23 protein-coding genes and 1 pseudogene are annotated in these 23,045 nt (G+C 40.5%); 9 read left to right on the forward strand and 15 right to left on the reverse strand.

Going from position 1 to position 23,045, the window contains the following annotated elements:
* The first annotated feature begins 86 nt into the window (after positions 1–86).
* The gene (locus GTQ43_RS11505) at positions 87–737 is read left to right on the forward strand and encodes a sugar transferase (RefSeq protein ID WP_265272737.1); all 651 of its coding nucleotides are present in this window, start codon (positions 87–89) and stop codon (positions 735–737) included.
* Positions 738–760: 23 nt separating this feature from the next.
* Here GTQ43_RS11505 and GTQ43_RS11510 read toward each other — a convergent pair whose 3' ends face one another.
* The 10 genes and pseudogenes from GTQ43_RS11510 to GTQ43_RS11555 all read right to left on the reverse strand — a co-directional run bounded on the left by GTQ43_RS11510 (position 761) and on the right by GTQ43_RS11555 (position 8,800).
* Positions 761–1,597, reverse strand: coding sequence for a carbohydrate ABC transporter permease (locus GTQ43_RS11510; protein WP_265272738.1), 837 nt, complete (start codon positions 1,595–1,597; stop codon positions 761–763).
* A gap of 72 nt (positions 1,598–1,669) precedes the next feature.
* Positions 1,670–1,747 (reverse strand): annotated as a pseudogene (locus tag GTQ43_RS11515) (HNH endonuclease); the annotation flags it as partial.
* Between the two features lie 144 nt (positions 1,748–1,891).
* On the reverse strand, positions 1,892–2,053 hold the full coding sequence (locus GTQ43_RS11520; RefSeq protein WP_265272739.1) for a hypothetical protein: 162 nt from the start codon (positions 2,051–2,053) through the stop codon (positions 1,892–1,894).
* A gap of 106 nt (positions 2,054–2,159) precedes the next feature.
* Complete coding sequence (locus GTQ43_RS11525; protein WP_265272740.1) at positions 2,160–2,438, reverse strand: hypothetical protein; 279 nt, start codon at positions 2,436–2,438, stop codon at positions 2,160–2,162.
* Positions 2,439–2,695: 257 nt separating this feature from the next.
* Positions 2,696–3,706 (reverse strand): catalase family protein, encoded by a 1,011-nt coding sequence (locus GTQ43_RS11530; protein ID WP_265272741.1) that lies wholly within the window; start codon positions 3,704–3,706, stop codon positions 2,696–2,698.
* A gap of 36 nt (positions 3,707–3,742) precedes the next feature.
* Positions 3,743–4,306 (reverse strand): 5-formyltetrahydrofolate cyclo-ligase, encoded by a 564-nt coding sequence (locus GTQ43_RS11535; RefSeq protein WP_265272742.1) that lies wholly within the window; start codon positions 4,304–4,306, stop codon positions 3,743–3,745.
* 73 nt (positions 4,307–4,379) lie between these two features.
* Positions 4,380–5,324 carry a GDP-L-fucose synthase family protein gene (locus GTQ43_RS11540; protein WP_265272743.1) on the reverse strand — a complete coding sequence of 315 codons (945 nt, stop codon included), beginning with the start codon at positions 5,322–5,324 and terminating at the stop codon, positions 4,380–4,382.
* 24 nt (positions 5,325–5,348) lie between these two features.
* Positions 5,349–6,428, reverse strand: coding sequence for a GDP-mannose 4,6-dehydratase (gene gmd / locus GTQ43_RS11545; protein WP_265272744.1), 1,080 nt, complete (start codon positions 6,426–6,428; stop codon positions 5,349–5,351).
* 359 nt (positions 6,429–6,787) lie between these two features.
* The gene (locus GTQ43_RS11550) at positions 6,788–7,546 is read right to left on the reverse strand and encodes a sugar transferase (protein WP_094342755.1); all 759 of its coding nucleotides are present in this window, start codon (positions 7,544–7,546) and stop codon (positions 6,788–6,790) included.
* Positions 7,547–7,645: 99 nt separating this feature from the next.
* Positions 7,646–8,800, reverse strand: coding sequence for a glycosyltransferase (locus tag GTQ43_RS11555; RefSeq protein WP_265272745.1), 1,155 nt, complete (start codon positions 8,798–8,800; stop codon positions 7,646–7,648).
* Positions 8,801–9,048: 248 nt separating this feature from the next.
* On the opposite strand from GTQ43_RS11555, the gene GTQ43_RS11560 reads away from it, so the two are divergent.
* Positions 9,049–9,990, forward strand: a complete 942-nt coding sequence (locus GTQ43_RS11560) for an NAD-dependent epimerase/dehydratase family protein (RefSeq protein WP_265272746.1) — start codon at positions 9,049–9,051, stop codon at positions 9,988–9,990.
* A 50-nt stretch (positions 9,991–10,040) separates the two neighbouring features.
* Here GTQ43_RS11560 and GTQ43_RS11565 read toward each other — a convergent pair whose 3' ends face one another.
* Positions 10,041–10,766: a Uma2 family endonuclease gene (locus GTQ43_RS11565; RefSeq protein WP_265272748.1), complete on the reverse strand. Its 726-nt coding sequence runs from the start codon at positions 10,764–10,766 to the stop codon at positions 10,041–10,043.
* Between the two features lie 144 nt (positions 10,767–10,910).
* On the opposite strand from GTQ43_RS11565, the gene GTQ43_RS11570 reads away from it, so the two are divergent.
* Positions 10,911–11,780, forward strand: a complete 870-nt coding sequence (locus tag GTQ43_RS11570) for an SMP-30/gluconolactonase/LRE family protein (RefSeq protein WP_265272749.1) — start codon at positions 10,911–10,913, stop codon at positions 11,778–11,780.
* Positions 11,781–12,003: 223 nt separating this feature from the next.
* Here GTQ43_RS11570 and GTQ43_RS11575 read toward each other — a convergent pair whose 3' ends face one another.
* Positions 12,004–14,178 carry a DEAD/DEAH box helicase gene (locus GTQ43_RS11575; protein ID WP_265272750.1) on the reverse strand — a complete coding sequence of 725 codons (2,175 nt, stop codon included), beginning with the start codon at positions 14,176–14,178 and terminating at the stop codon, positions 12,004–12,006.
* A 298-nt stretch (positions 14,179–14,476) separates the two neighbouring features.
* On the opposite strand from GTQ43_RS11575, the gene GTQ43_RS11580 reads away from it, so the two are divergent.
* The 3 genes from GTQ43_RS11580 to GTQ43_RS11590 all read left to right on the forward strand — a co-directional run bounded on the left by GTQ43_RS11580 (position 14,477) and on the right by GTQ43_RS11590 (position 16,161).
* Positions 14,477–14,914 (forward strand): DoxX family protein, encoded by a 438-nt coding sequence (locus GTQ43_RS11580; protein ID WP_265272751.1) that lies wholly within the window; start codon positions 14,477–14,479, stop codon positions 14,912–14,914.
* Between the two features lie 22 nt (positions 14,915–14,936).
* Positions 14,937–15,503: a DUF2808 domain-containing protein gene (locus GTQ43_RS11585; RefSeq protein WP_265272752.1), complete on the forward strand. Its 567-nt coding sequence runs from the start codon at positions 14,937–14,939 to the stop codon at positions 15,501–15,503.
* A gap of 67 nt (positions 15,504–15,570) precedes the next feature.
* Positions 15,571–16,161, forward strand: a complete 591-nt coding sequence (locus GTQ43_RS11590) for a Uma2 family endonuclease (RefSeq protein WP_265272753.1) — start codon at positions 15,571–15,573, stop codon at positions 16,159–16,161.
* A 4-nt stretch (positions 16,162–16,165) separates the two neighbouring features.
* Here GTQ43_RS11590 and GTQ43_RS11595 read toward each other — a convergent pair whose 3' ends face one another.
* Positions 16,166–16,744 (reverse strand): Uma2 family endonuclease, encoded by a 579-nt coding sequence (locus GTQ43_RS11595; RefSeq protein ID WP_265272754.1) that lies wholly within the window; start codon positions 16,742–16,744, stop codon positions 16,166–16,168.
* A gap of 117 nt (positions 16,745–16,861) precedes the next feature.
* Here GTQ43_RS11595 and GTQ43_RS11600 point away from each other — a divergent pair, with 117 nt between their 5' ends.
* The gene (locus GTQ43_RS11600; protein ID WP_265272755.1) at positions 16,862–17,866 is read left to right on the forward strand and encodes a DUF6745 domain-containing protein; all 1,005 of its coding nucleotides are present in this window, start codon (positions 16,862–16,864) and stop codon (positions 17,864–17,866) included.
* Between the two features lie 90 nt (positions 17,867–17,956).
* Here the strand turns inward: GTQ43_RS11600 and GTQ43_RS11605 are convergent, their stop codons facing one another.
* Positions 17,957–18,208 (reverse strand): hypothetical protein, encoded by a 252-nt coding sequence (locus GTQ43_RS11605; RefSeq protein ID WP_265272756.1) that lies wholly within the window; start codon positions 18,206–18,208, stop codon positions 17,957–17,959.
* A gap of 273 nt (positions 18,209–18,481) precedes the next feature.
* Between GTQ43_RS11605 and GTQ43_RS11610 the strand changes: the two genes are divergently transcribed.
* Entirely contained in the window at positions 18,482–18,721 is a 240-nt protein-coding gene (locus tag GTQ43_RS11610; RefSeq protein ID WP_265272757.1) for a hypothetical protein, read from the forward strand.
* 5 nt (positions 18,722–18,726) lie between these two features.
* Entirely contained in the window at positions 18,727–19,209 is a 483-nt protein-coding gene (locus GTQ43_RS11615; protein ID WP_265272758.1) for a DUF3368 domain-containing protein, read from the forward strand.
* Between the two features lie 211 nt (positions 19,210–19,420).
* Here the strand turns inward: GTQ43_RS11615 and GTQ43_RS11620 are convergent, their stop codons facing one another.
* The gene (locus GTQ43_RS11620; protein WP_265272759.1) at positions 19,421–22,750 is read right to left on the reverse strand and encodes a pentapeptide repeat-containing protein; all 3,330 of its coding nucleotides are present in this window, start codon (positions 22,748–22,750) and stop codon (positions 19,421–19,423) included.
* Positions 22,751–23,045 lie beyond the last annotated feature (295 nt).

The following is a 23,045-nucleotide window of genomic DNA, read 5'->3' on the forward strand; positions in this document are numbered from 1 at the left end:
ACAAGAGGAGTAAAAATCGTCTATAAATCATCTCCATGTCTACACTACTAATGCAAAAATTCCTATTATAAAATAAGTTAGCCCTTGTGAATAATCTTTATCTTTATTCAGTTAATTGTTCGCAACAGCCACACCCGTCAACCTTAAGCGTGAGAAAACGATTAATTGACATTGTTGGAGCTATTGTCGGGCTGATAATTACATTTATGGTAGCCATTCCCGTAGCGATCGCTACCTTTATTCATGAGCCAAGTCCAATATTTTATTCGCAAATTCGCTGTGGTTTGAACGGAAAAACTTTCCGCATCTGGAAATTCCGTTCGATGATCGTTGATGCCGATAAACTCAAGCATTTAGTTAAAAACCAAGCTAAAGGTCACATCTTTAAATCTGTTGACGATCCTCGCATTACTCCTGTGGGTAAGTTTTTGCGGCGTACCAGTCTAGACGAATTTCCCCAATTTTGGAATGTTCTGATAGGAGACATGAGTTTAGTTGGTACTCGTCCACCAACTCCTGATGAAGTCAACAATTACGATCCACACCACTGGGAGAGATTACGAGTCAAGCCAGGCATTACCGGAGAATGGCAAGCTAATGGTCGTTCAAGCATTACAGACTTTGAAACTATTGTCAAAATGGATATAGATTATCAACGCAAGTGGTCTGTAAGTTACGATCTGAGTCTGATTATTAAAACTATCTGGGTAGTATTGAAAAAAACTGGTGCTTATTGAATTGGGCATTGGGAGAGAGATTTTTAACCCTTGACACCACTACCAGTTTCCGTGGGGACAATGTAACGTTGTAAAAATAAAAATAGTAATAATACTGGAGCGATCGCAATTAGAGAACCCGCGGCTACCAACCTCCAGTCAAGAGAAAATGTCCCTGCTAGCTTGGCGACTCCTAAAGGAAGAGTATATAAATTTTCGTCTTGGATGACAATTAAAGGCCACAAAAAGTCACTCCAAGCACCAATGAATACAAAAATAGCTAAAGTTACCAATGCTGGGCGAATTGCTGGTAACATTATATGCCACCATAATCCCAACTCCGAACTACCATCCATTCGAGCGGCTTCTTCTATCTCTTTCGGGACACTCATGAAAGCTTGGCGCAAGAGAAAAATGCCAAAAGCAGAAGCTAAACTCGGAAAAATCATCCCTAAATAACTATTTGTCAAACCCAACTGGACTGTCAAAATATAAAGGGGAATCATCACGATTTGGAAGGGAATCATAATCGTCGAGACAATCGCTACAAAAATCCAGTCTCGCCCTACAAATGACAATCTTGCCAAGGGATAGGCAGCTAAAGCGCAAAACAGTAGATTTAAGCCAACCGTTAGCACTGACACCAAAGTACTGTTATACAGGTATTGCCCAAAGGGTAGAGAGTTCCATACACTAACAAAATTATCTAGCGTCGGTTGACTAGGTAATAACTGTGGCGGCGACTGTAAGATATTTTCCGTAGGCGATTTTAAGGCTGTGCTAACTAGCCACAGTAAAGGAAAGAGCATCACCAGTGCGATCGCTCCCAATAGCAGATACATTAGCAGATTTTGCGATCGTGACTTTTTCCAATTCAGCATTTGATTGTAAATATTTATGACAGTTTTCTTTATAAGACTACAACTTGCTTACTTTCCATCTTTTGTACTTGCTCAAATATTTGGTGGATGTTCGCCCATTATCACCCACATTTTCCGCACACGGGTTAATTGCAGACGATTCATTTTTAATGTATATCTAGCTCTAGTTTTAATAATATTTAATTGGTCAACTTGCATCAATAATCTGTCTAGAATTTGAGCTTCTTCATCTGACAAGTTATTTTCAGAATTTTTAATTAGTAACTCCTGTAATTGTATTTGGGATTTGGGAAATCAAGAGCTTTCTGCTAAAGCTTGCAACTCATCTTGACTTAAACCAATCAATAATTCAGAATCTATAGATAAGTTAGTTAGCTGTTGGTAAGTTTCTAAATCTAACAGTACTCCAACTTTATCTCCCCGTGCGTTAGTGACATACTGAACTGAGTCAGACATAGGTTTACTTGATGATTTGATTAATTTTATCTTAACCTATCATCAAAAATCTGGTTAAAGCAATTCACCTAATTTTGTTATGGAATTTATTCAGGCATGAGTATAATTAAGTTTCTTCACTTTCCGAACTCCCTAATTCTTCCAGTACATCAAAGAAGTCGTTCATTAGTTTTGCATCAAATTCTTTTACATCACTCCATGTTTGACTATTGTGAATGATATCTTGTGCCTCACAATAAGAAATACTCAAAGCCTTTTTTAAAATTCCAATTGATTCAGCTTTTGAATAATTACTCAATCTCAAGAACTTAATAACAGATTCTTTATCTGCGGATTCAATCAACATATTATTCAGCTTTTCAGTTAGTTCACTATCTTCATTCATAGTTTGTCTCCAATTGACAAAAGGCATTGTGTTGCAGAAATTAAACATTTATCAGATTTTTTGAGCTATTATCCACATAAAAACAATCTACAGCAGTCCTAAAATCATTTGTTAAAAACAAGATTCCTGACTTCTCTAAGAAGTCAGGAATCTGGGGCTTTCAAATTTCAATAATCAGATATAATTGCTAGAAACTGAGATGCTGCACACACAGATGTAAAAGATTTATCTCGCAGTTTGAAGCTAATTTACAGTGGCTAATCTTCAACTGCTACATAAGGTTGTGGTTCTCGCAAGCGTTGGGCAATTTGCTCTCGTCTATACTTTGCAAGTTCGCTATAAAGCCTCTTGCGAGAGAGATTCACACTTCCAACAGGCTCATGATCTAACAGTGTATGCCAAGGAGAAAAAAGCAAACCTTCATCTAAACGTTTGCGTTCTTCAAAGTCAAATTTCTGACTGAAAATGCGGACAGTCGCAACTTTAATAAACGGTGAATCTGCTTCTTGCCATTCTATAACATGGTCTTCAATCGGCGTTTTTTCATCATCTACATAAAACTGAATGAAGAAGTCAAAAGATGCTTCTTTACCTTCTTCAGTCAAATATTTGACTATTGCTTCCCGGAGATAATTTTCTGATTCGGGAAGTGTTTCGGGTGGTTGTTCCGGCTGTTGAGATTTGACAGATAATTTTACAATGCGATTCCCAAACTTAAATGGAGCCATACTCCAATATTGAATTAAAAGTGGATTTCCTACTTTCTTACTGCCAATCTTTTGTAAGATTGCAAAGGCATAACCAAGTTCCTGCAACCGCTCTGGGCTAAGTTGTCCACTTCCGGCTCTGGATATATCGGCGTAATCACGAACGTCTTTGGCCAAGAAAATCGGATAATTGTTGAGTATAAAGTCTTGAGTTTTTTCTTCATCATCCAGAACTTTTTGCCCGTCCACATTCATCACCTTGATGGCGATACCGCGAACATCCGGCTGGCTATCGGAGGTGAATTCACCACGTTTTTTAGGCGAACCACCGCTAGAGAAACGAATCCATGCAGGATAAGTTTGGGGCGTTTTAAACAAACCTACTCTCAAGTCTTCAGGAAGATTCGGTTCAATAATAAACTCTCCTCCCAGGAGTCCATGACTTTTGCTATGAATTTGGCGGAGGTCTGGGCCTGTTTTTTGTTGGGCTTGGAGACTATTTGCAATAATCTCGTCAATTATTGCTTCCTGCTCAGTGCTAGATGATGTTGGGTTAGTCATAAATATTTGATGATGTGTCTTCATCATCCTGAATCCTTAGCCTTTCCTAGTCAATCCGGTTTCCGTAGAAACAGCTTGTAGTGGTTTATCCCAAGATTCAATAGGTATCTGGGACAAATAGGCGAAATCAAAGACAATCCCGATAGTCGGTTTTCTCTGCCACTGCGGTAAACTGAGCAAGCGATCGTAATATCCGCCGCCATAACCAAGGCGATATCCTTGGTAGTCGCAAGCTACACTGGGGACGAGAATCAAATCTACTTCAGCAGCATCTAATAGGGGAGTGTCAGAATGTGGTTCAGTAATGCCATAAGCGCCACTTTGGACAGAATCGCCAAGTGTCCAAATATGCCAATATAAGGATTTATCAACGCAGCGAGGAAATCCCCAACGGTATTTGGTGTTTGCAAATAGTGGACTGAGGTCAGGTTCTTGGCGAAAGCTGAAATAAGCAAGTATTGTTTTTGCTTCGATGAATAAAGTAGAGTTTTGTAAATGAGAGCATAAGCGATCGCTTTTTTCTCTCCATTCTCCAACGGTCATTGATTGGCGTGTTTTAAGTAGAATTCGGCGTAGTTCTGTTTTATTAACTTTGTCCATGAAAATTTATAGCGTCAAACAAATAAGCTGGGCATTGCCCAGCTTATTACACCCTACATTAACTAATACATCGTTATACAGCGTTTTGACGATACCACTCAATGGTATTCTTTAACCCTTCCTCAAAGCCCACCTGAGCAGTGAAATTAAAGGCAAGATTCGCCCGTTCGGTATCCAAACAACGGCGGGGTTGACCATTAGGCTTGTCAGTTTGCCAAACAATTTCACCCTTAAACTCCATCAATTGGCAAATTAGAGTTATTAAATCAAGGATGGAGATTTCGTAACCCGTTCCCAAGTTAACTGGTTCCGATTCATTATAGAATTGAGTTCCCATCACAATCCCCCGCGCTGCATCTTCTGAATACAAAAACTCGCGGGTGGGACTGCCATCACCCCAAACTAGGAGTTCCTTTTCTCCCTTAATTTGGGCTTCATGAACTTTGCGAATTAACGCTGGAATAACGTGGGAACTTCCAGGGTCAAAGTTATCTTCTGGGCCATATAAATTAACTGGCAGTAGGTAAATTCCATTAAAACCGTACTGCTGGCGGTAAGATTGCAATTGAACTAAAAGCGCTTTTTTAGCAATTCCGTAGGGAGCGTTGGTTTCTTCTGGGTAGCCATTCCAAAGATCGTCTTCTTTAAATGGCACTGGGGTAAATTTAGGATAGGCGCAGATTGTGCCAACACAAACAAATTTTTCTACTCCAGCTTGATAGGCAGCGTGAATTAGGTGCGTACCCATGATCAAGTTATCGTAGAACAACTCTGCGGGTTTTTCGCGGTTTAAACCGATGCCACCCACATGTGCTGCTAAGTGGATAATTATGTCTTGCTGGTCAACTGCGCGTTGGCTATTTTCCCAAACACGCAAATCGCAGTCGCGCGATCGCACTATTGTAATCTTCTCACGATCGGCCCCTGCTTTACACAGTTGATCTATCACCTGACGACCTAGAAACCCCGACCCACCAGTGACGAGAATTCGTTGATTTTTTAGTTCTAAGGCGGTCATATTTTTATCCTCTGTGCTACGGAATCAGAAGTGCAAAGCGCCCAGTTCTTGACGAACAGTAGCAATATCCAATGGAAATTGCGAACCATTTCCATTGGGCGAAGTGTGACCCAATGCTTGTAAGTCTGCTTCTACCATTAAGGAAACTAATTGTTCAAAGGTTACTGATGGTGTCCAGCCCAACTGCTGCCGTGCTTTGGTAGCATCACCAATCAATAAATCTACCTCAGATGGACGCAGGTAACGCTCATCAAACTCTACGTAATCTTGCCAATTAAGATTTACATAACTAAATGCCAGTTCCAAAAACTCCCGCACCGAGTGGGTTTCACCAGTAGCAATTACGTAATCCTCTGGCTGTTCTTTCTGCAACATCAGCCACATCGCTTTTACGTAATCCTTCGCATAACCCCAATCTCGTTTGGAATCTAGATTACCCATGTAAATCTTTTTCTGCTTACCAGCAACGATACCAGCCACGGCTCTAGTAATTTTGCGGGTTACAAAGGTTTCGCCCCGTCGTGGTGACTCGTGGTTAAAAAGTATACCGTTACAAGCAAACAAATCATAAGACTCTCGATAATTTACAGTTTGCCAGTGGGCGTAAACTTTCGCACAGGCATAGGGACTGCGGGGATAAAAGGGCGTTGTCTCACTTTGGGGTATTGCTTGTACTAAACCGTACATTTCTGAAGAACCCGCTTGGTAAAATCGCACCTGAATTCCAGTTCGGTGTTGATAATCTCGAATTGCTTCCAATAGACGCAGTGTCCCCATTCCTACAGCATCCACCGTATATTCTGGTGAATCAAAGCTTACTCTGACATGGGATTGAGCGCCGAGATTATAAATCTCTACTGGTTTGACTTCTTCTAAAATGCGTCGCAATGTCGTACCATCTGTCAAGTCACCATAGTGAAGAAACAACCGCACTCCGTCTTTGTGGGGGTCTTCGTAAATGTGATCGATGCGGTCTGTGTTGAAGGTAGAAGTCCGGCGAATGATACCATGAACCTCATAACCCTGTTCCAGCAAAAACTCACTTAGATAGGAACCGTCTTGACCAGTAATACCAGTAATTAACGCTCGCTTCTGTTGCGTCATGCTCAATTATCCCTTAGTGTCTTTGATTAAAAAGTTACAGGCAATTTGATACAACCTAGCAGCTAATTGCTAAATTGCCTAATGGGAAACCTACGAGTTATTGTTGTTGTGAGGCTTTTTCCCGTAAATAAATATACTTAATAAAAAGCAATTTAACACGTAATCAACCTTGATAGACCAAGATTGTTTAAGTATCTATACTTCTCTTTTACTAGATATATCAAGATTCTTTTTGTATATGTTGTTTTTTGTCAAAATTTCATATCCGTCTGGTTTTGTGAAGACTGAATAAAATAGATATTAGAAATTAGACTTTCAGGGGCATTAACTGCCCCACAGAATCGCCCCTAAGTATTTACTCAGTATGCCCCGTTATTTTTGGGCAGAATAACCACATCAACAGTTTTCAAGATGATCCATAAATCAAGCCAGAAATTCCTAAATTTGACATAATGCAGGTCTATTTGAACTCGCCGAGGATAGGGAATATCATTACGCCCTGATACCTGCCACAAACCAGTAATTCCTGGACGGATTGTTAAAATCTCATCAATGTGACAACCGTATTTTGGCAGTTCTTCTGCTACCAAGGGTCGGGGGCCGACTACACTCATATCCCCTTTTAAAACGTTCCAGAACTGGGGAAATTCGTCTAAGCTAGTAATTCGCAAAAATCGACCAATTTTGGTAATCCGGGGGTCTTGTTTCAGCTTAAAACTGCTCTCAAATTCTTGTCGTAATTCGGGCGATGTTTCCATCATTTGCATGAGGATTTCGTCCGCATTGCTTACCATTGTTCGGAATTTAATACAATTAAACGCTTTGTAATTTTTCCCTACCCGTTCCTGGACATAAAAAATTGGGCCTTCTGAGCTAAAGGCAATCAGCAAGGTCAAAATTAAGTAGACGGGAAAGAACAAAATTAATACCGACAGCGAAAACACTATATCGAACAGTCGTTTGGCAAACTCTCCGTTTAAACCCTGAAAAGATAAACCTTTGGGCTTAACTTTCGGCGTCTTTGTTTTTTGACCGCGTTTTAAGAAAGTACGCGTAGACGCTCTAGTGTCTTGCCGTACGCCTCGCTTGCCGGAGAGGAGTGAGCTCTGGGCAGTCATCATACTCCTTAATAATCCACACCACACATAGTCCCAATATTAAAGCCAAAATGATGTGCTTCTGGGGGAAAATTGCCAAAAGCCTAAAAAAATAAGACGTTAACCAAGACCATCATTCCGAAAACGGTCTTTTTCGTTGCATTTGTTTACAAAATTTAGATAACGATCTGCAAAGATTTGCGGTGAAAACTGCGCGGCGTGCGATCGCATATACTCGGAACTGAACGAACCTTCATACACTTCAAACTTTTCTACTGCCTCCACTAAAGCCGCCTCTGTTTGCGTCTTGAAAAATATGCCTGTCCCTGTATCCACACAAGAGCGGATATCTCGCACTGTTTCTAAAGCACCCCCTGCACCATAAGCAATCACTGGCGTGCCACAGGCTTGTGCTTCCACTAGGGCAATCCCAAAATCTTCACAAGCTGCATACACAAACGCCTTAGCCCTAGACATATATTTTTTTACCACATTATCGGGTTGCCATCCCAGTATTTGGATATTAGAGTTTGCCATCTCGCGAATCTTGTTCATTTCATCTCCTGTACCAATGACTACTAATGGTCGTTTTAGTTGATTAAAAGCCTTGACAATCAACTCGATTTGCTTGTAACTCACTAATCTGGAAACTGTCAGGTAGAAATCCTCTTTCTTAGACAAAAATGGAAATTCTCCAATATTGACTGGTGGGTAAATGACTGTTGCTTCTCGCCGATAGCAACGCCAAATCCGCCTAGCTGTATGTTGTGAGTTAGCAATGAAGTAATCAACGCGATTGGCACTCAATACATCCCACTGGCGCAAACGATGTAATAAATATCGCGTCACCCACCCAGGTAAGCCACTACCCAGTTTGCTGTAGCGCAGATAATCAAAGGTCAAGTCCCAGGCATAGCGCATAGGGCTGTGACAGTAGCAAATATGCATCTGTTCGGGAGTGGTCAAGATTCCTTTGGCAACAGCGTGAGATGAAGACAGAATTACGTCATAATGCCGCAAATCAAGTTGTTCAATTGCCAAAGGCCACAAAGGCAAGTATTTTTGTATACCGTTGCGAGCGTAGGGAAAGTTCTGGAGAAACGTCTTGCCAATTTGACGCTTATATAAATAACTTTCTCTATTGCTGGATTCAAAATCAATCAGAGCATACAAATCAGCATCAATGTGATTCAAAATTTCTCGGACAACGAGTTCGGAACCACCGGTGGCTTTGGGTGTCAGCCACTCATGAACTAGAGCATATTTCAAGGGCACAGCTAACTTGAATAAATGGAAGATACAAAGGCCAACTTGATGACGTTAACTGAAAAGTTTCCCCTTGTGATTAATCAATGGGAAGCGCCCCAGATTAGCACATAAGACGCAATTTTTCTTTCAGAGGTTCCAGATGGATGATAACCTCAGATTGGGCATGGGGCCTGGGGCATGGGGCATTATATCCTCCATCTACCCGACTCCCCACTCCCTACTCCAATGACAACTGATATAGAAAGGGTGAATTTATGCGAATTCTGATTATGGGTGGTACTCGGTTCATTGGTGTCTATTTGACTCAATTACTAGTTGAACAAGGACATGAAGTGGTGCTGTTCAATCGGGGAAATCGGACAACACCTTCTTTACAGGGAGTAGGACAAATTATAGGCGATCGCACTGACCCTACCCAATTAAAAGCAAAGTTATCACAAGAAAGCTTTGATGTCATTTTTGACAATAATGGCCGGGAACTTACTGATACTCAACCACTAGCTGAGATTTTTAAAGACCGAGTGCAACATTTTGTGTATATGAGTTCGGCAGGGGTATATCTCAAATCTGACCAATTACCCCATGTCGAGGGAGATTTAGTAGATCCCAAAAGTCGCCATAAGGGTAAACATGAAACAGAAGCTTATCTAACTCAATTGGGATTGCCCTTTACTTCCATTCGTCCTACTTATATTTACGGCCCTCGTAATTATAACGAGTTGGAAGGTTGGTTTTTTGACAGAATTGTGCGCGATCGCCCCATTCCTATCCCCGGAAATGGCTTGCACATTACGCAGCTAGGGCATGTAAAAGACTTGGCAAAGGCAATGACTCAGGTTTTGGGCAATGAACAAGCCATAGGACAGATTTATAATATATCTGGCGATCGCTTCGTCACTTTTGATGGTTTAGCCCGTGCTAGCGCTGTTGCGGCTGGTAAATCGCCTGATACTGTCAAAATCGTCCATTATGACCCGAAGAAGTTTGATTTCGGCAAGCGCAAAGCTTTTCCGATGCGGGTACAGCATTTCTTTGCTTCGGTGAATAAAGCGCAAACAGAATTAAACTGGCATCCTGAATATGATTTGATTTCTGGGTTGCAAGACTCTTTGGAAAATGATTATTTAGCTAATGCAAAAGACAAAGCAGAAGTAGATTTCTCTGTCGATGAGGAAATTTTACAAGCTTGTGAGTAAAAATGTTTAGGGGCATATCGCTATTTGCCCCTACTGGTGCGATCGCATCTTCATAACTCATCAGGGTTAACGCCTAACTCTCGCAGCTGTGCTGCTAATCTATTAGCACGTTGATTTTCTCGTTCTAGGGGTGTGGGAAGCCAATTCCCGGATGCATCATACCAACGTAGCCACAATCGCTCAATTTGTTGGTAAGAACCTTGCCAAAGTCCTAAGCCGAGTTCCACACCTGGCATCCAGACCCGTGAGGTACTCAAATCCAATTCGCTGTAGCGGTCTGCAACTAATTGGAATGCTTGGAGTTTGTCAGTGTAGCGGTCAAAGACAATGTAGTAAGGAACTCGCAAAATCCGCTCATAAACTTCCCATTTGGTCGGCGGTTGGTTAATCTCTCGCAGAGTTTGTCCTAAGTCTTCTTTTTCAGTGCCAGGAGAAAGCAACTCTACCACTACAAAAGGAGCAACCCCTTCTTGCCAGATCACATAACTTAAACGCAAGTTTTGCTGTTCGTAGAGACGCGAAACACCCACAGTAGCAAACCAGTCTGGGCGTTTGTACCACAGCGTATGCCGGAGGTCATAGTAAAGATTCAAATCAGTGGCTACAAATACCTCGTCTGCTGGATAGTTAGGCGGACAGAAGGTTTCACGCAGAAGTTGGGGTTGAAAAAGGTGAAATTCGTCAGGCAAACCAGAGTCCTCCGGGTATTCACTGGGAAGATCGTACATCGTGGGTAGGACTTCTTTGGGAGAGAGAGGCGGGTCTGTTTGGTACATAAGGAGAATCTTGACCGACTAACTTTAAGTTAACGGATCGCGGTAAAGGTTTAATCAAGGTCAAAATAAAAATTTTTGAAAATGAATGAGCGCGAAAATATTCAACAATATTTCTTAAAATCAAAAATATAAAATCAACTTATTATGGGAAAGTATCCACTTCATAATGTTTTAGAATCCCGTGCCCGCTTGGGTGAAAGCCCTATCTGGGACTCTACCCAAAACCTAATTTACTGGGTCGATATCTACAACCATCGGGTGCATCAATTCAATCCGGCTACGGGGAAAGACTGCTTTTTTGATGTGGGAGATGTGGTAAGTGCGATCGCAACAGCAGATGCAGATAGATTAATTATGTTGCTGCGTCATCACTTGGCATTCCTCAACACTCAGACAGGTGTAGTTACCCGCATTTTAGAAGTTGAAGCGAATTTTCCAGATAACCGTCTCAATGATGGTAAATATGACCCTCAAGGACGTTTCTGGTTCGGTTCAATGTGTTCTCTAGAAAAACTTCAAGCTAGCCTCTATCGCTATGACACTGATGGTTCATTGCATTTAATGGAAACAGGATTGACTATTTCTAATGGTTTGGGGTGGAGTCCCGATCAAAAGACATTTTACCTAACAGATTCTCCTCAGCAAAAAATATATGCTTACGATTTTAATTCAGTAACAGGAAGCATTAGTAATCGTCGGATTTTTGTTGATTTAACTCATGAATCTTTCTACCCAGATGGATTGACAATAGACAGTGAAGGATATATTTGGTCAGCTATGTGGGATGGATGGTGTGTGATTCGTTTCAACCCAAAGGGTGAAGAGATATTGCGGATAAAGCTACCTGTGCAATTGCCAACTAACTGTACTTTTGGCGGGGATAATTTGCGAACACTTTACATTACTACTGCTTCAGTTGGACTAAGCCAAGCAGAAATCGATAAAAGTCCCTATTCAGGTGATTTGTTTGCTCTCCAAACTGATGTTACTGGATTACCCACTTGTAATTTTTAAGAGTGGTAATAACAGTCATAAACCATTCGCCATCAACTTCTTTTGATTCTCCTCTCTGTGCCCTCTGCGTCTCTGCGGTAGCTTGCTGCAAGCCGTTCACGTAGCGTCTCGTAGAGAAGCGTCTACGTTAAAAAATAACTTATATCAACAGCAGACTATGACAACACAACTCATTTAGGATTGCTATAGCAATTTTCAAGCAATTAAACCATTCTACTATTGTCTATTCTCTCCACAGTGCCACTTGCTGTTTTAATTCTCTCATATCTAAATAATCGCTAGCAAAAGCTTTTCGTAAAAGTGAATGAGGAATAAATCGATCGTACTTATGAATTTCTGGTGCTTCTGAAGTACTGAGTAAATCTTCTGAAATAATTCTTTGCTCACATAATGAAGCAATCTCATGATAAAGAGATTTAAATTTATCCTTGCCTAATTTAATTGTGAAGTAATAGGGATTTAATCCGCCAATACTGATAATTTCCAATGATTCTCTACAGTAGGAATTTAGTAATCTTTCTAAGGTGCGATAAGCAACCGTACCCATCCAAGGAAAAATACAGCATTTCTCTTTTTCCAATTGCAAAATATTTTGTTTATCTAATCCAACATCCTGCACCAACTGGCGAACTTTACGTAAACGTTGCAAAGCATTTTTTTGTAAATAGCTATACTCAGTATTTTCAAATAAAACCTGTTGCATTCGTTGTAAAACTTTGGTATGAATAGTGCCACCACTCCCACGCCAATAAATACTAGCTTTACCCTCAGCTTGTTTAACAAAAATAGCCTTCTTTTTAAAGTCAACTTCTACAACTTCCCAACTTCTACCAGCTAAAGCAAATTGATTACCAACAGCAGGTGGCGTAACAATACTGCCAATTTCCGTTGCACCTTGCTTAACAATATATTCTTGCTGTTCAGCAAAGACAGCATAAAACTGAAACTTCCTCACAATTTTTTCTCCTGCCAAACCCAGGATTAATTTACCTTGCTCGGTATGCTGAATATGACCAATATCGATTAAATAGCGGAGAAATAATTGGAAATCTTCTTTGGAAATAGCTGCAAAGGGCGGTAAGCTAAAAACTTGTTTAGCTAAGGCATTAGGTGAAAGTTCTCCTATTGCTGTTAAAATACTCATTGTCTGGTGATAAAGCAAACTCAAAGGATATTTAATCGGTTTGATTGGTTCAATCCATTGCTCTTCTAAATAAAGTTGAATAATAGCGATAGACTGCAACAATTGCCAGGGTATTTGTTCTGGTAGAGAAGCTTCTGACAATGGCTTTTCTTCAGCACAGATAAAGCGCATATCAGCAGCTTCACCTCTCCTACCACTACGTCCCAAGCGCTGTAAAAAACTAGCTACAGACAAAGGTGATTCTAACTGAATAACTCGCTCTAAATGACCGATATCTATACCTAATTCTAAAGTCAGAGTAGCGGCAGTAACTGCTGGATTGTTAGGTTCACGCATTGCATTCTCAGCAGCTTGTCGCAAGCTAGCAGATATACTCCCATGATGGACATGATATATATCTGGTAGTCCTTGTTCTGTGGCAATTTGTCGCAAAGATGCAATGATAGATTCAGTCCGCGTGCGATTATTAGCAAATATTAGGCATTTGCGAGATTTGCTGAGGTTGAAAATATATTGTTCATAATCTGTTGCCTCTGATTCATCTACTTCATCAGTAATATAAAAATGTTCTACAGCTAGTTTGATTTGGCGTTTTATCCCGTCAGCTTGCGGTGTAATTACTGGCTTATCTGTTCCTGAACGCAACCAATCTTCAGCTATTGAGTAATCACCAAGAGTTGCCGATAAACCAATACGGCGCGGTTGTTTTTGTGTTAACTTTGCTAAACGTTGTAATTGGCAAATAATTTGACAACCGCGATCGCTTCCCATAAAAGCGTGAATTTCATCAATAATGACAAATCTTAAGTCACCAAATAAGCGGAGTATGTCATTATTTTTGTTGATTAATAAACTTTCTAAAGATTCTGGTGTAATTTGGAGAATTCCTTGAGGATTTTTTAAAAGCTTGTTTTTTCGGCCTTGAGAAACATCACCGTGCCAGTGCCAAACTGGAATATCTGCTTCTTTGAGTAAGTCGTTGAGACGCTCAAATTGATCGTTAATTAAAGCTTTGATTGGACTAATATATAATGCTCCTATAGTTGCAGCAGGGTTGGTATGTAATAAAGTCAAAATTGGCAGAAAGGCTGCTTCCGTTTTACCCGCAGCAGTTGCAGCAGTAACTAGCAAGTGAGCATCGGTGTCAAATATAACCTCGCAAGCAGCAATTTGAACTGGTCGTAATTCAGTCCATTGATGATGATAAATATATTCTTGGATAAAGGGTGCAAGTCGGCTAAAAGCATCGGTCATATTTTTTATGAATAATTAGTAATAGGTGGCAAAGTGAGGATTAAATAATCACTCATATCGTTCTAAAGTGGAGATGAATCTCTTAATTAAGTGGGATTTTGGAAAATTTTGCCGATTTTTCCTCCTTTTGACTCAAGACAGATTAACATCCATCAATCAAAATTAAATAATAAGGACAAATATGGGACTTACGCAAAATTGTCTTAAAAACCTGATGTTTCGTAGCGGTAATTCATGAATTACCGCTACTTCAGAACTTTTTTGCGTAAGTCCTGAAATATATAATCAAGCAAAACCTATGAATAAGTATAAAGAAATATTACGTGTCATTCTTGGTATATCAATCATTGTGGTTGGGGTGACACACTTTGTTATTGCAGAACCGTATGTCAAAATTATGCCACCGCAACTTCCTTATCCTTTAGGATTAGTTTATCTCAGTGGTTTTTATGAAATTTTGGGTGGTATTGGCTTATTAGTCCCGCCTGTAAGCCAGGCTGCTGCTTGGGGACTTATTGCTCTTTTTATTGCCGTTTATCCTGCCAATATCAATATGGCGGTTAATCATATTCAGCTAGAACATATACCAAATTCACCTTGGGTACACATAATCAGGCTTCCCTTTCAAGCAGTTTTAATTGTTTGGGCTTGGTGGTACACAAAATCTTCTGATTGGCAAAAACAAGCTTCTATTATTCCCAAGTCACTCATTCCCAAAGAATTAAAATGGAAATGAGTGCGTTTTTTATATTTGAATTATGCGTGTTACAACTTTATTTGGAATAACCCTCTCGTTAGCAATGGGTATTGGGGGAGTAACGCTTCCGGTGACTCAAGCGGTGCAGCTTAGAGATGGTACAGTCTACTTTGTCCAGCCGCCGAAACTTGTTAAGGCAACGACTACTTATAAAGATGTGAATGTTTGGGGCGGAACTTACTATTTCACTATCAACCTGCCGGAAAATGCTGGAGAATCTCTCCAGAAAGTAACGATCGCACAGAGAGAGGGAACAGAAAACATCCGCTATCATCTTAATGATACCCGCGCCTTTGTTGGAGAGCGCAATCGCAAAGAATCTCGGCTAACACTAGGCGCAGTCACAGACGAACGCGAGACACGAACCGTTACTGTGAACTTTGAACCGCCTGTAACTCCCGGACAAACTGTAACAATCGCCCTTCGCCCTGTGAGTAATCCTAGCTTTTCTGGTGTCTACTTACTGGGTGTAACAGCGTTTCCAGTGGGTGAGAAATCCCACGGGCAATTTCTCGGCTTTGGACGGTTTCAGTTTTACAGCAATGGAAGTAGCTGGTTGTTTCCATAGGTAGCGCGATCGCTTGCAAAAATTTGGTAAATAGTAGAATTAGCGAACGTATAAGGAAAGTGTTTTTATGAGCATCCCACTAATAGACCAGCCTACGGAAGAAAAACTTGTAACTCTCAAGAATATTTCTTGGGATCAATTTAAAGGTATCGAAACACAACTTCAGGAAAATCGCAATATCAGACTATCTTATTTGTCAGGAATTTTAGAAATTATGTCCCCAATTGGAGATAAACATGAGAAAGTGAAAAGAACTCTCGGTTTGTTGTTAGAAGCTTACATGAAAAACTTGGGCATCCGGTTCTACTGTCGTGGTGGTTTCACTTTGGAAGAACCTGGATATGCTTCTGGTACGCCAGATGAATCTTACAGCATTGGCACAGAAAAAGAAGTTCCTGACATTGTGATTGAAGTTATTGTCACCAGTGGAACCATTAACAGGAAAGAGTTATACAAACCTAAAAAAGTGCCTGAAGTCTGGTTTTGGAAATCTAACTCTATCAAAATATTCCGTCTTAGCGAACAGGGCGAGTACGAACAAGTAAACCGGAGTGGGTTTTTTCCAGATTTAGATCCAGCTTTGCTGCTCAATTATATCGCCATGCCTGACCAGTACGACGCTGTTGTTGAATTTGAACAGGTAATCCGAAATCAATAAATATTTATCCCCTGATTATTTGTAAATTTAAAATAAATCCTAGTAAAACATCTTCTCCTGATAATTCTTGGGGAGATGCTAATATTTCTACTGGTTTACCAATCCGATAGATTTCTACCTGACACATTTTCGGATTAATTAACCAACCTAATTTAGCTTCGTTATCGATATATTCCTGCATTTTCGCTTGCGTTTCTCGCAAACTATCGCTGGGTGACATTAACTCTAAAACAAAATCTGGTGCGATCGGTGGAAACTTTTCTTTTTGTTCAGGTGTGAGTGCATCCCATCTATCTTGTCTAATCCAAGCGACATCAGGAGAACGGTTTGCACTATTGGGAAGTTTAAAGCATGTGGAAGAATCGAAGCCAACTCCTAGTTTAGTTTGACGATTCCAAATCACAAAATCAGCATTAATTTCTGAATTGCGATTTCCAGTTTCTCCGCCTGTGGGTGGCATAATTAGTAATTTTCCCGATGCATTGCGTTCAAATTTGACTTCAGGGTTTTCCCGACAGAGTTGATAAAACTGGTTATCGGTGAGTTGGATAATGGGGTTTAAGTTGATTGCGATCGCACTCATGGGGATTATCTTGAGGATAAAATTTTAAAGCCACTCTACTGGCTTGTTCCTAAATTCTACTCACCAAGTCAAATAACCTGCTTTAATACAAAATAGCCACTGTATCGCATACCTGCTATGTCCGCCGACTATCTGACACCAGAACAACGTGCATTCATACCCCGATATCGAGAAAAATGGCAAGACATTGGACTATCCACGGAAGGCATCAATCAACAATATGCTATGGATGCAGTTCGAGGAATATATACTGCACTCGAACTTGCGGAACCTGAAATAATTATCGTTGATAGCCCTAATGCTGCATTCGAGTACATCTGGAATTTGTTCAAAGTTAATTCCCACACAATCTTGGGTGATGCTATAGATAGTTTTTATTGGAGCAGAATCTACAGTAATTTGCAATCAGATTTACTCATGCGACTACCCAGTGATTTACAAACAAATTTACATTCGTTGTTTAAGAATGATCTGGCAAAAGAGTATGCCAATTTACTGCAAGACCAGCTAGAAATGCAGTGGCAAGATATTTTTGGTAAACACTTTGGTAAGCGCGATCGCCACTTAATTAAAAATATATTCTCTTCTTGCCGAAAACCTGAAAAATTCATTGCTGGATGTAGTTATTTTGATTTTTGTATTCAGGATTTAAATTTCCACCAATTTCAAAATCAAATATTAATTTTAGAAGAATTTGTTAAAAATTGTGGATGGACTTTCTTTTTTCAGAATACTGCTATTATCTGTAACCATTCGACCACAATCAATATTGATAGCAACAACCATATCCATGCCGAAGATACACCTGCGATCGCCTTTGCAGATGGATATAACTTGTATGCAGACCACGGTAAACTAAAGCTTGAACGCGCCCGTAAACTCGATGATATCGGCTTGGTACATTTATTAGAAAAAATGAACACAGTCGAAATTGACTCCTGGGAAGAATACAAATTATTACGTATCATTAGAAAACGAATTAATGTCCAACCTATGCAGTTCCTCAAAGCAACAAATCCTAGTACGGGAGAAGTGAGGGTTTCTAGGGTGTCTATGCGGTTTGCATCTGCTATTGAGGCGGCACGCTGGGTAAACCAATTAATAACTAATAGTGAGACTTGATATTTTGACAAAATTAATTTAATTGCAACTCTTTGAAAAAAATTCTCATAAATTATTTCACCTATTGTCAAATGTAATTATTTTTCATATTTAATGGGATAAGGATCTCGCAAAAGCTACTTCAGGGTTCGCAAAAGCTGCTTCAGGGTTCGCAAAAGCTACTTCAAGGTTCGCAAAAGCTACTTCAAGGTTTGCAAAAGCTGCTTCAGGGTTCGCAAAAGCTGCTTCAGGGTTCGCAAAAGCTACTTCAAGGTTCGCAAAAGCTACTTCAAGGTTCGCAAAAGCTGCTTCAGGGTTCGCAAAAGCTACTTCAGGGTTCACAAAAGCTACTTCAGGGTTCACAAAAGCTACTTCAGGGTTAGTTTTTGTTTGCTGCGATCGCCTAATTATAAAAACTCATTGCCAGCAAAGCAATCTTTGAAAAGTGCGATCGCTCCTTGATGACATTTTCTCAGATTAGATGCTCTAATAAGCCGCTTTCAGCCACCTTAGTACAGCAGGGCGTAAATAAGCCAACCATTTGGAATGCTTGAAACGTTTTCACAATCTCCTAGACATTGCTTGCAGAAGTTTGGGATAATCTAGAGGATATTCAGTCGGTAGCTTAAAATACCTATGACTAGTAAGGAAGAATTAAGAAGTGTTGCCTCAGAAATTCCATTATTTAACAATATTGAGCAAAAAGAAAGATTTTTGTTTGTGATCGGGGCATTATTTTCGAGAGTTATTAGTTTGAAAAAAGCCGCAGAAATCATGGAAATAGAGCCTGATGTATTTATTGAACTATTAGATTTGATGGGGCTAGAATTTTCCTACTTGACTGTACAAGATATCGCTATAGAAAAGGATTGGTAGGGTGTGTGAAGATTGTTTTTAATTCTTCTCCATTAATCTTTTTATCGCGTCTGGAATTTCTCGATATTTTTCTAGATTCTGCCGATGAGTTTTATTTACCGAATTTTGTTGCAGAAGAAATTAGTGCTAAATCTGATGCAGCTAGTCAGCAGGTAAAAGCTTTAATTGATGCTGACAAAATATTAGTCAAAGAAATTCAATTACTTTCTTTAGCCAATCGTCTAAATATCCGACTAGGGAGAGGAGAATCAGAGGCCATTGCTTTAGGCACTGAATTACAAACAGATTACATAATTTTAGATGACTTCGCAGCCCGAAAAGAAGCAACTCGACTGGGATTAAATGTTAAGGGAACCTTAGCAGTCATCAAGAAACTTCAGGTAGATGGCAAAATCACCATTAGTAGCACAGACCAATTGTATCAAGACATCCTGGCAATGAATTTCAGAGTCAAGCGATCGCTCTTGAACACCATTTTTTCAGACTAGATGCAGGGTTCGTCTTTGTTTGGTGCGATCGCCTAATTATAAAAACTCATTGCCAGCAAAGCAATCTCCGAAAAGTGCGATCGCTCTTGAACACCATTTTTGAAGATTAGATGTTCTGATAAATTGGTTGCAGAAGTTTAAGATAATACTGAGAAATATATTTATGGCCAGTTAATCCAAAAATGTTATGAGGGATTGGCTGATAACTAAATCATTTAGCTAATTCTGGTGGTAAACCCAGTTTGATACGAAAATCCTCATCGTATTTTGCCTTCTCCCAATTTTTACCAGCCTTCACTTGCTCAGGGATCAAGTTTTTGATACCGCTGAAGTCGGCACCTTCGAGGTTAGTACCTTCGAGGTTAGCACCGCTGAGGTTAGCATAGCGGAGGTTAGCATAGCGGAGGTTAGCATAGCTGAGGTTGGTATAGCTGAGACTAGCTTCGATAAGGTTGACATAGCTGAGATCAGCATAGCTCAGGTCAACACCGTTGAGGTAGTTAGTGTTTCTGAGGTTGGTACCGCTGAGGTTGATACCCTTAAGGTTAGTGTTATCACCAATTAGATACATTTGTTTGTCAGCAGGATTGAAATCGTAGCTAAACTTAGTTGACTTAGTATAAACGGCACGTCTAAGGTTAGCACCACTGAGGTTAGCACCACCGAGGTCGGCATCACTGAGGTTAGCACCACCGAGGCTGGCATCGCTGAGGTTAGCACCACCGAAGTCGACACCGCTGAGGTTAGCAAAGTTGAGGTCGGCACCTCTGAGGTTGGCACCGCTGAGGTTTACACCTGCGAGGTCAGCATCACTGAGGTCAGCATTAGAATCAATCAAATACATTGTTTTATTAGCAGGATTGAAATTCTTAGGAAACTTAGTTTCCTTAGTATAAACGGCACGAATAAGTTCAGTATTGCTGAGGTTAGCGTTGCTGAGGTTAGCACCACCGAGGTTAGCAGCTTCGAGGTTAGCGTTGCTGAGGTTAGCACCTTCGAGGTTGACCCCCCAGAGATTGGCACCAGCAAGTCTAGCTCCGATGAGGTTGGCATGACTGAAGTCGGCATAGCCCAGGTAGGTCTGGAAGAGGTTGGCATGGCTGAGGTTGGCATGACTGAAGTTGCCAAATTCCAGGTCGGCCTTGAGGAGGTCGGCATAGGTAAGGTTAGCACCACTGAGGTTGGTACTGTTGAGGTTGGCTTTGATGAGGTTGGTACGGCTGAGGTTGGCATTGCTAAAATCTCGGTTAGTTAGACTCTCACCAGCTTTTACCAGCTTTTCAAGTGCTTGATTTCTGGCTTGACTATACTCTTTACCCTTATCAGCATCGACGGTTTGCCAAAGTTCCCTTATCCTAATCTCTTTCTCCGCTACAATGCCTAAATATATCGATAAACCTAGCGGAATAATTGAGAACAAAACTATTGATTTAAAGCGATTACTCCACCTTTGCCTGATGCTTACTTGAATAAAATTAATAGCTAGGTTGGATAATCTCAAATTTTTAGATTGTTCTTTCTGAAAAACCTTTGCTTCTGTTAAACGTTTTCCCTGAAGCAGATAATCTTTTACTTTTCCCTTATCTTGCCATTCCACAGCCGCCACTTCAATCTTTCGCTTTTGTCGCAGTATGTCCCGACTTTCCTCAATCCATTTGCGTAATAGCAACCAGTGGCGAATCAGTGCTTCATGTGCCACATCTACCACAGCAATTTGATTAGATAAGGTACTGGTGACAACTAGCTTTTCATCAGCTAACCGTTGAATTATTCTATTAATCACAAATTCTGGATGCTGTGAAGTAACTAAATCTCGTTGCACAACCTGTCTACGTGTATCTTCTGTTCCTTCTCCCAACTGCGTCAATTCTAAAAAAATCCGCTTTGTTGCTTGCTGTTCCGCAAGTGATAATGACTCATAAACTTCTGTAGCGTGTGTTTGCAGGGTTCCCCTGACTCCATCTAGTTTGCTATAGGTAGTCAGGGTTAACCGTTCTTCAGTTCTTTGCTGCCATAGTTCTGTCAGAGTGTACTGCAATAACGGTAAACTCCCCGGTGAATTTTCTACATCTGCAATCATTTGAGAAACTAATTCCGATTCTACTGCTAAGTTCATATATTCAGCAGGTTTGATAATTGCTGTTTCTAATTCCTCCCGAATCATGGGTGTTACTGTTACTAAATGATCTTGAATCTTCTTAGCAAGTCCGCCATACTCTTGCTCCAGACATTTGCCAAAGAAATCAGCCCGCATTGTGATTATTAGGCAGAGTTTATTATCATCACGCTGCAAAGCACCTAACACACATTCAAAAAGCTGCTGTCGTTTTGTAATGTCTTGACATTGAGTAAAAGTTTCTTCAAATTGGTCTACCACTAACACGACGCGCTGAGTTTGTGCAGCAGTAATCAACTGTCCTAAACCAACTGCGCCTTTGGCAATTAATTCTTCTGCTTTTGCCAATTGAGATGCGCGTTCAATATCTGATAATTCTGATTCTACAAATGCCAGTGCTAAATTTTGTAAGGGATTAATCCCTGGTCGAAATATTTTCAACTGCCAAGTATCGCTACCTGATAACCTACGCCCTAACTTTAATTGATAAAGTAAACCTGCTCTGACCACACTAGACTTCCCACTTCCTGATGCTCCCAACACAGCGAGGAAATTACCCGATCGCACTTTTTCTAATAATTCGTCGGTTAACGCTGTTCTGCCATAAAATAAGTTAGCATCTGCTTCTGTGCAATCAAAATAAGATAACCCTTTGTAAGGACAAATAGCTGATATTTGTACTGTGGAGTTAACAACAGAGGAATTCCATTTGCGGGTGAGATTAATTGCTTCACCAGAGTTAGCAAAAATGGGACGCTGCGGGAACGGGTGATGTTCTTGATTGAGCAAGTCTACTAAGGTGTAGTTACTCACCCAACGGTCTTGTTTTGGTTCCAAACCTTTCAGCAGTGCAGCCGTGAGAACGCTGTGTTGGCTGTTAATTTCTTCAAAAGCGACTTCAAAATCACGAGAAGCCGCAATAAAACACCTGTCTCTACCTTTACCCCGATCGCCTGGATCTGCCTCTGCAAAATTTAGCACCTCTCCGCTATAGCAGCAATCCAAAATCACAATTTGTTGTCTGACTTCACTTTCTTGCAGCAGTCGCCGCAGCCATTGTAGAGATAATCCCCAATTACCTGCGTCAGGGTTGACTTCACTTGTCGCTAAAAAACCTTCCTGAATTCCTAAATTTTTCCGTAACCCATGACCGGAAAAATACAGTAGCGCTGTGTCTGGCGGCTTACCGTCTGGCTTAAATAATTGGACGATCGCTCTTTCTAACTGAGTTAAACTAACTTTAGTTTGCTTACCAATGCGAATCGTCTCATTTTCCTTGTCTTTGACTGCTGGGAGCCGCGTTACCTGAAATTCACCATATTGTTGTAAAATTTGAGCGATCGCTTCAGCATCGGCAGCTGGTGCGTTGAGACTCTTTAAGCGGTCATACATATTAATTCCCACCACTAAAGCGTCTCGACTCATCCTGCAAAGCCCCATGATAGTTTAGTCGCATTATTTCCAGCTTCTACAAGAAATTTACCGTATTTTCCGTAAAATTTTGTAGATAAGCACCGCTGGACTACCCTAGAGGCTGTTTGAAAAGTCATGATTGATGTATCTAGTATTCTTTTACCCCACCCTAACCCTCCCCGTATGTATTGGGGAGGGAACCAGATTTTTTTGTTTCCCCCTTTATTTCTTATTTCCCCCTTTTATAAGGGGGGTAATCATTTGATGAGTATCACAACATAGAACTTTTCAAACAACCTCTTAGACG

The sequence above is a fragment of the Nostoc sp. KVJ3 genome (assembly GCF_026127265.1).
Lineage (GTDB): Bacteria > Cyanobacteriota > Cyanobacteriia > Cyanobacteriales > Nostocaceae > Nostoc.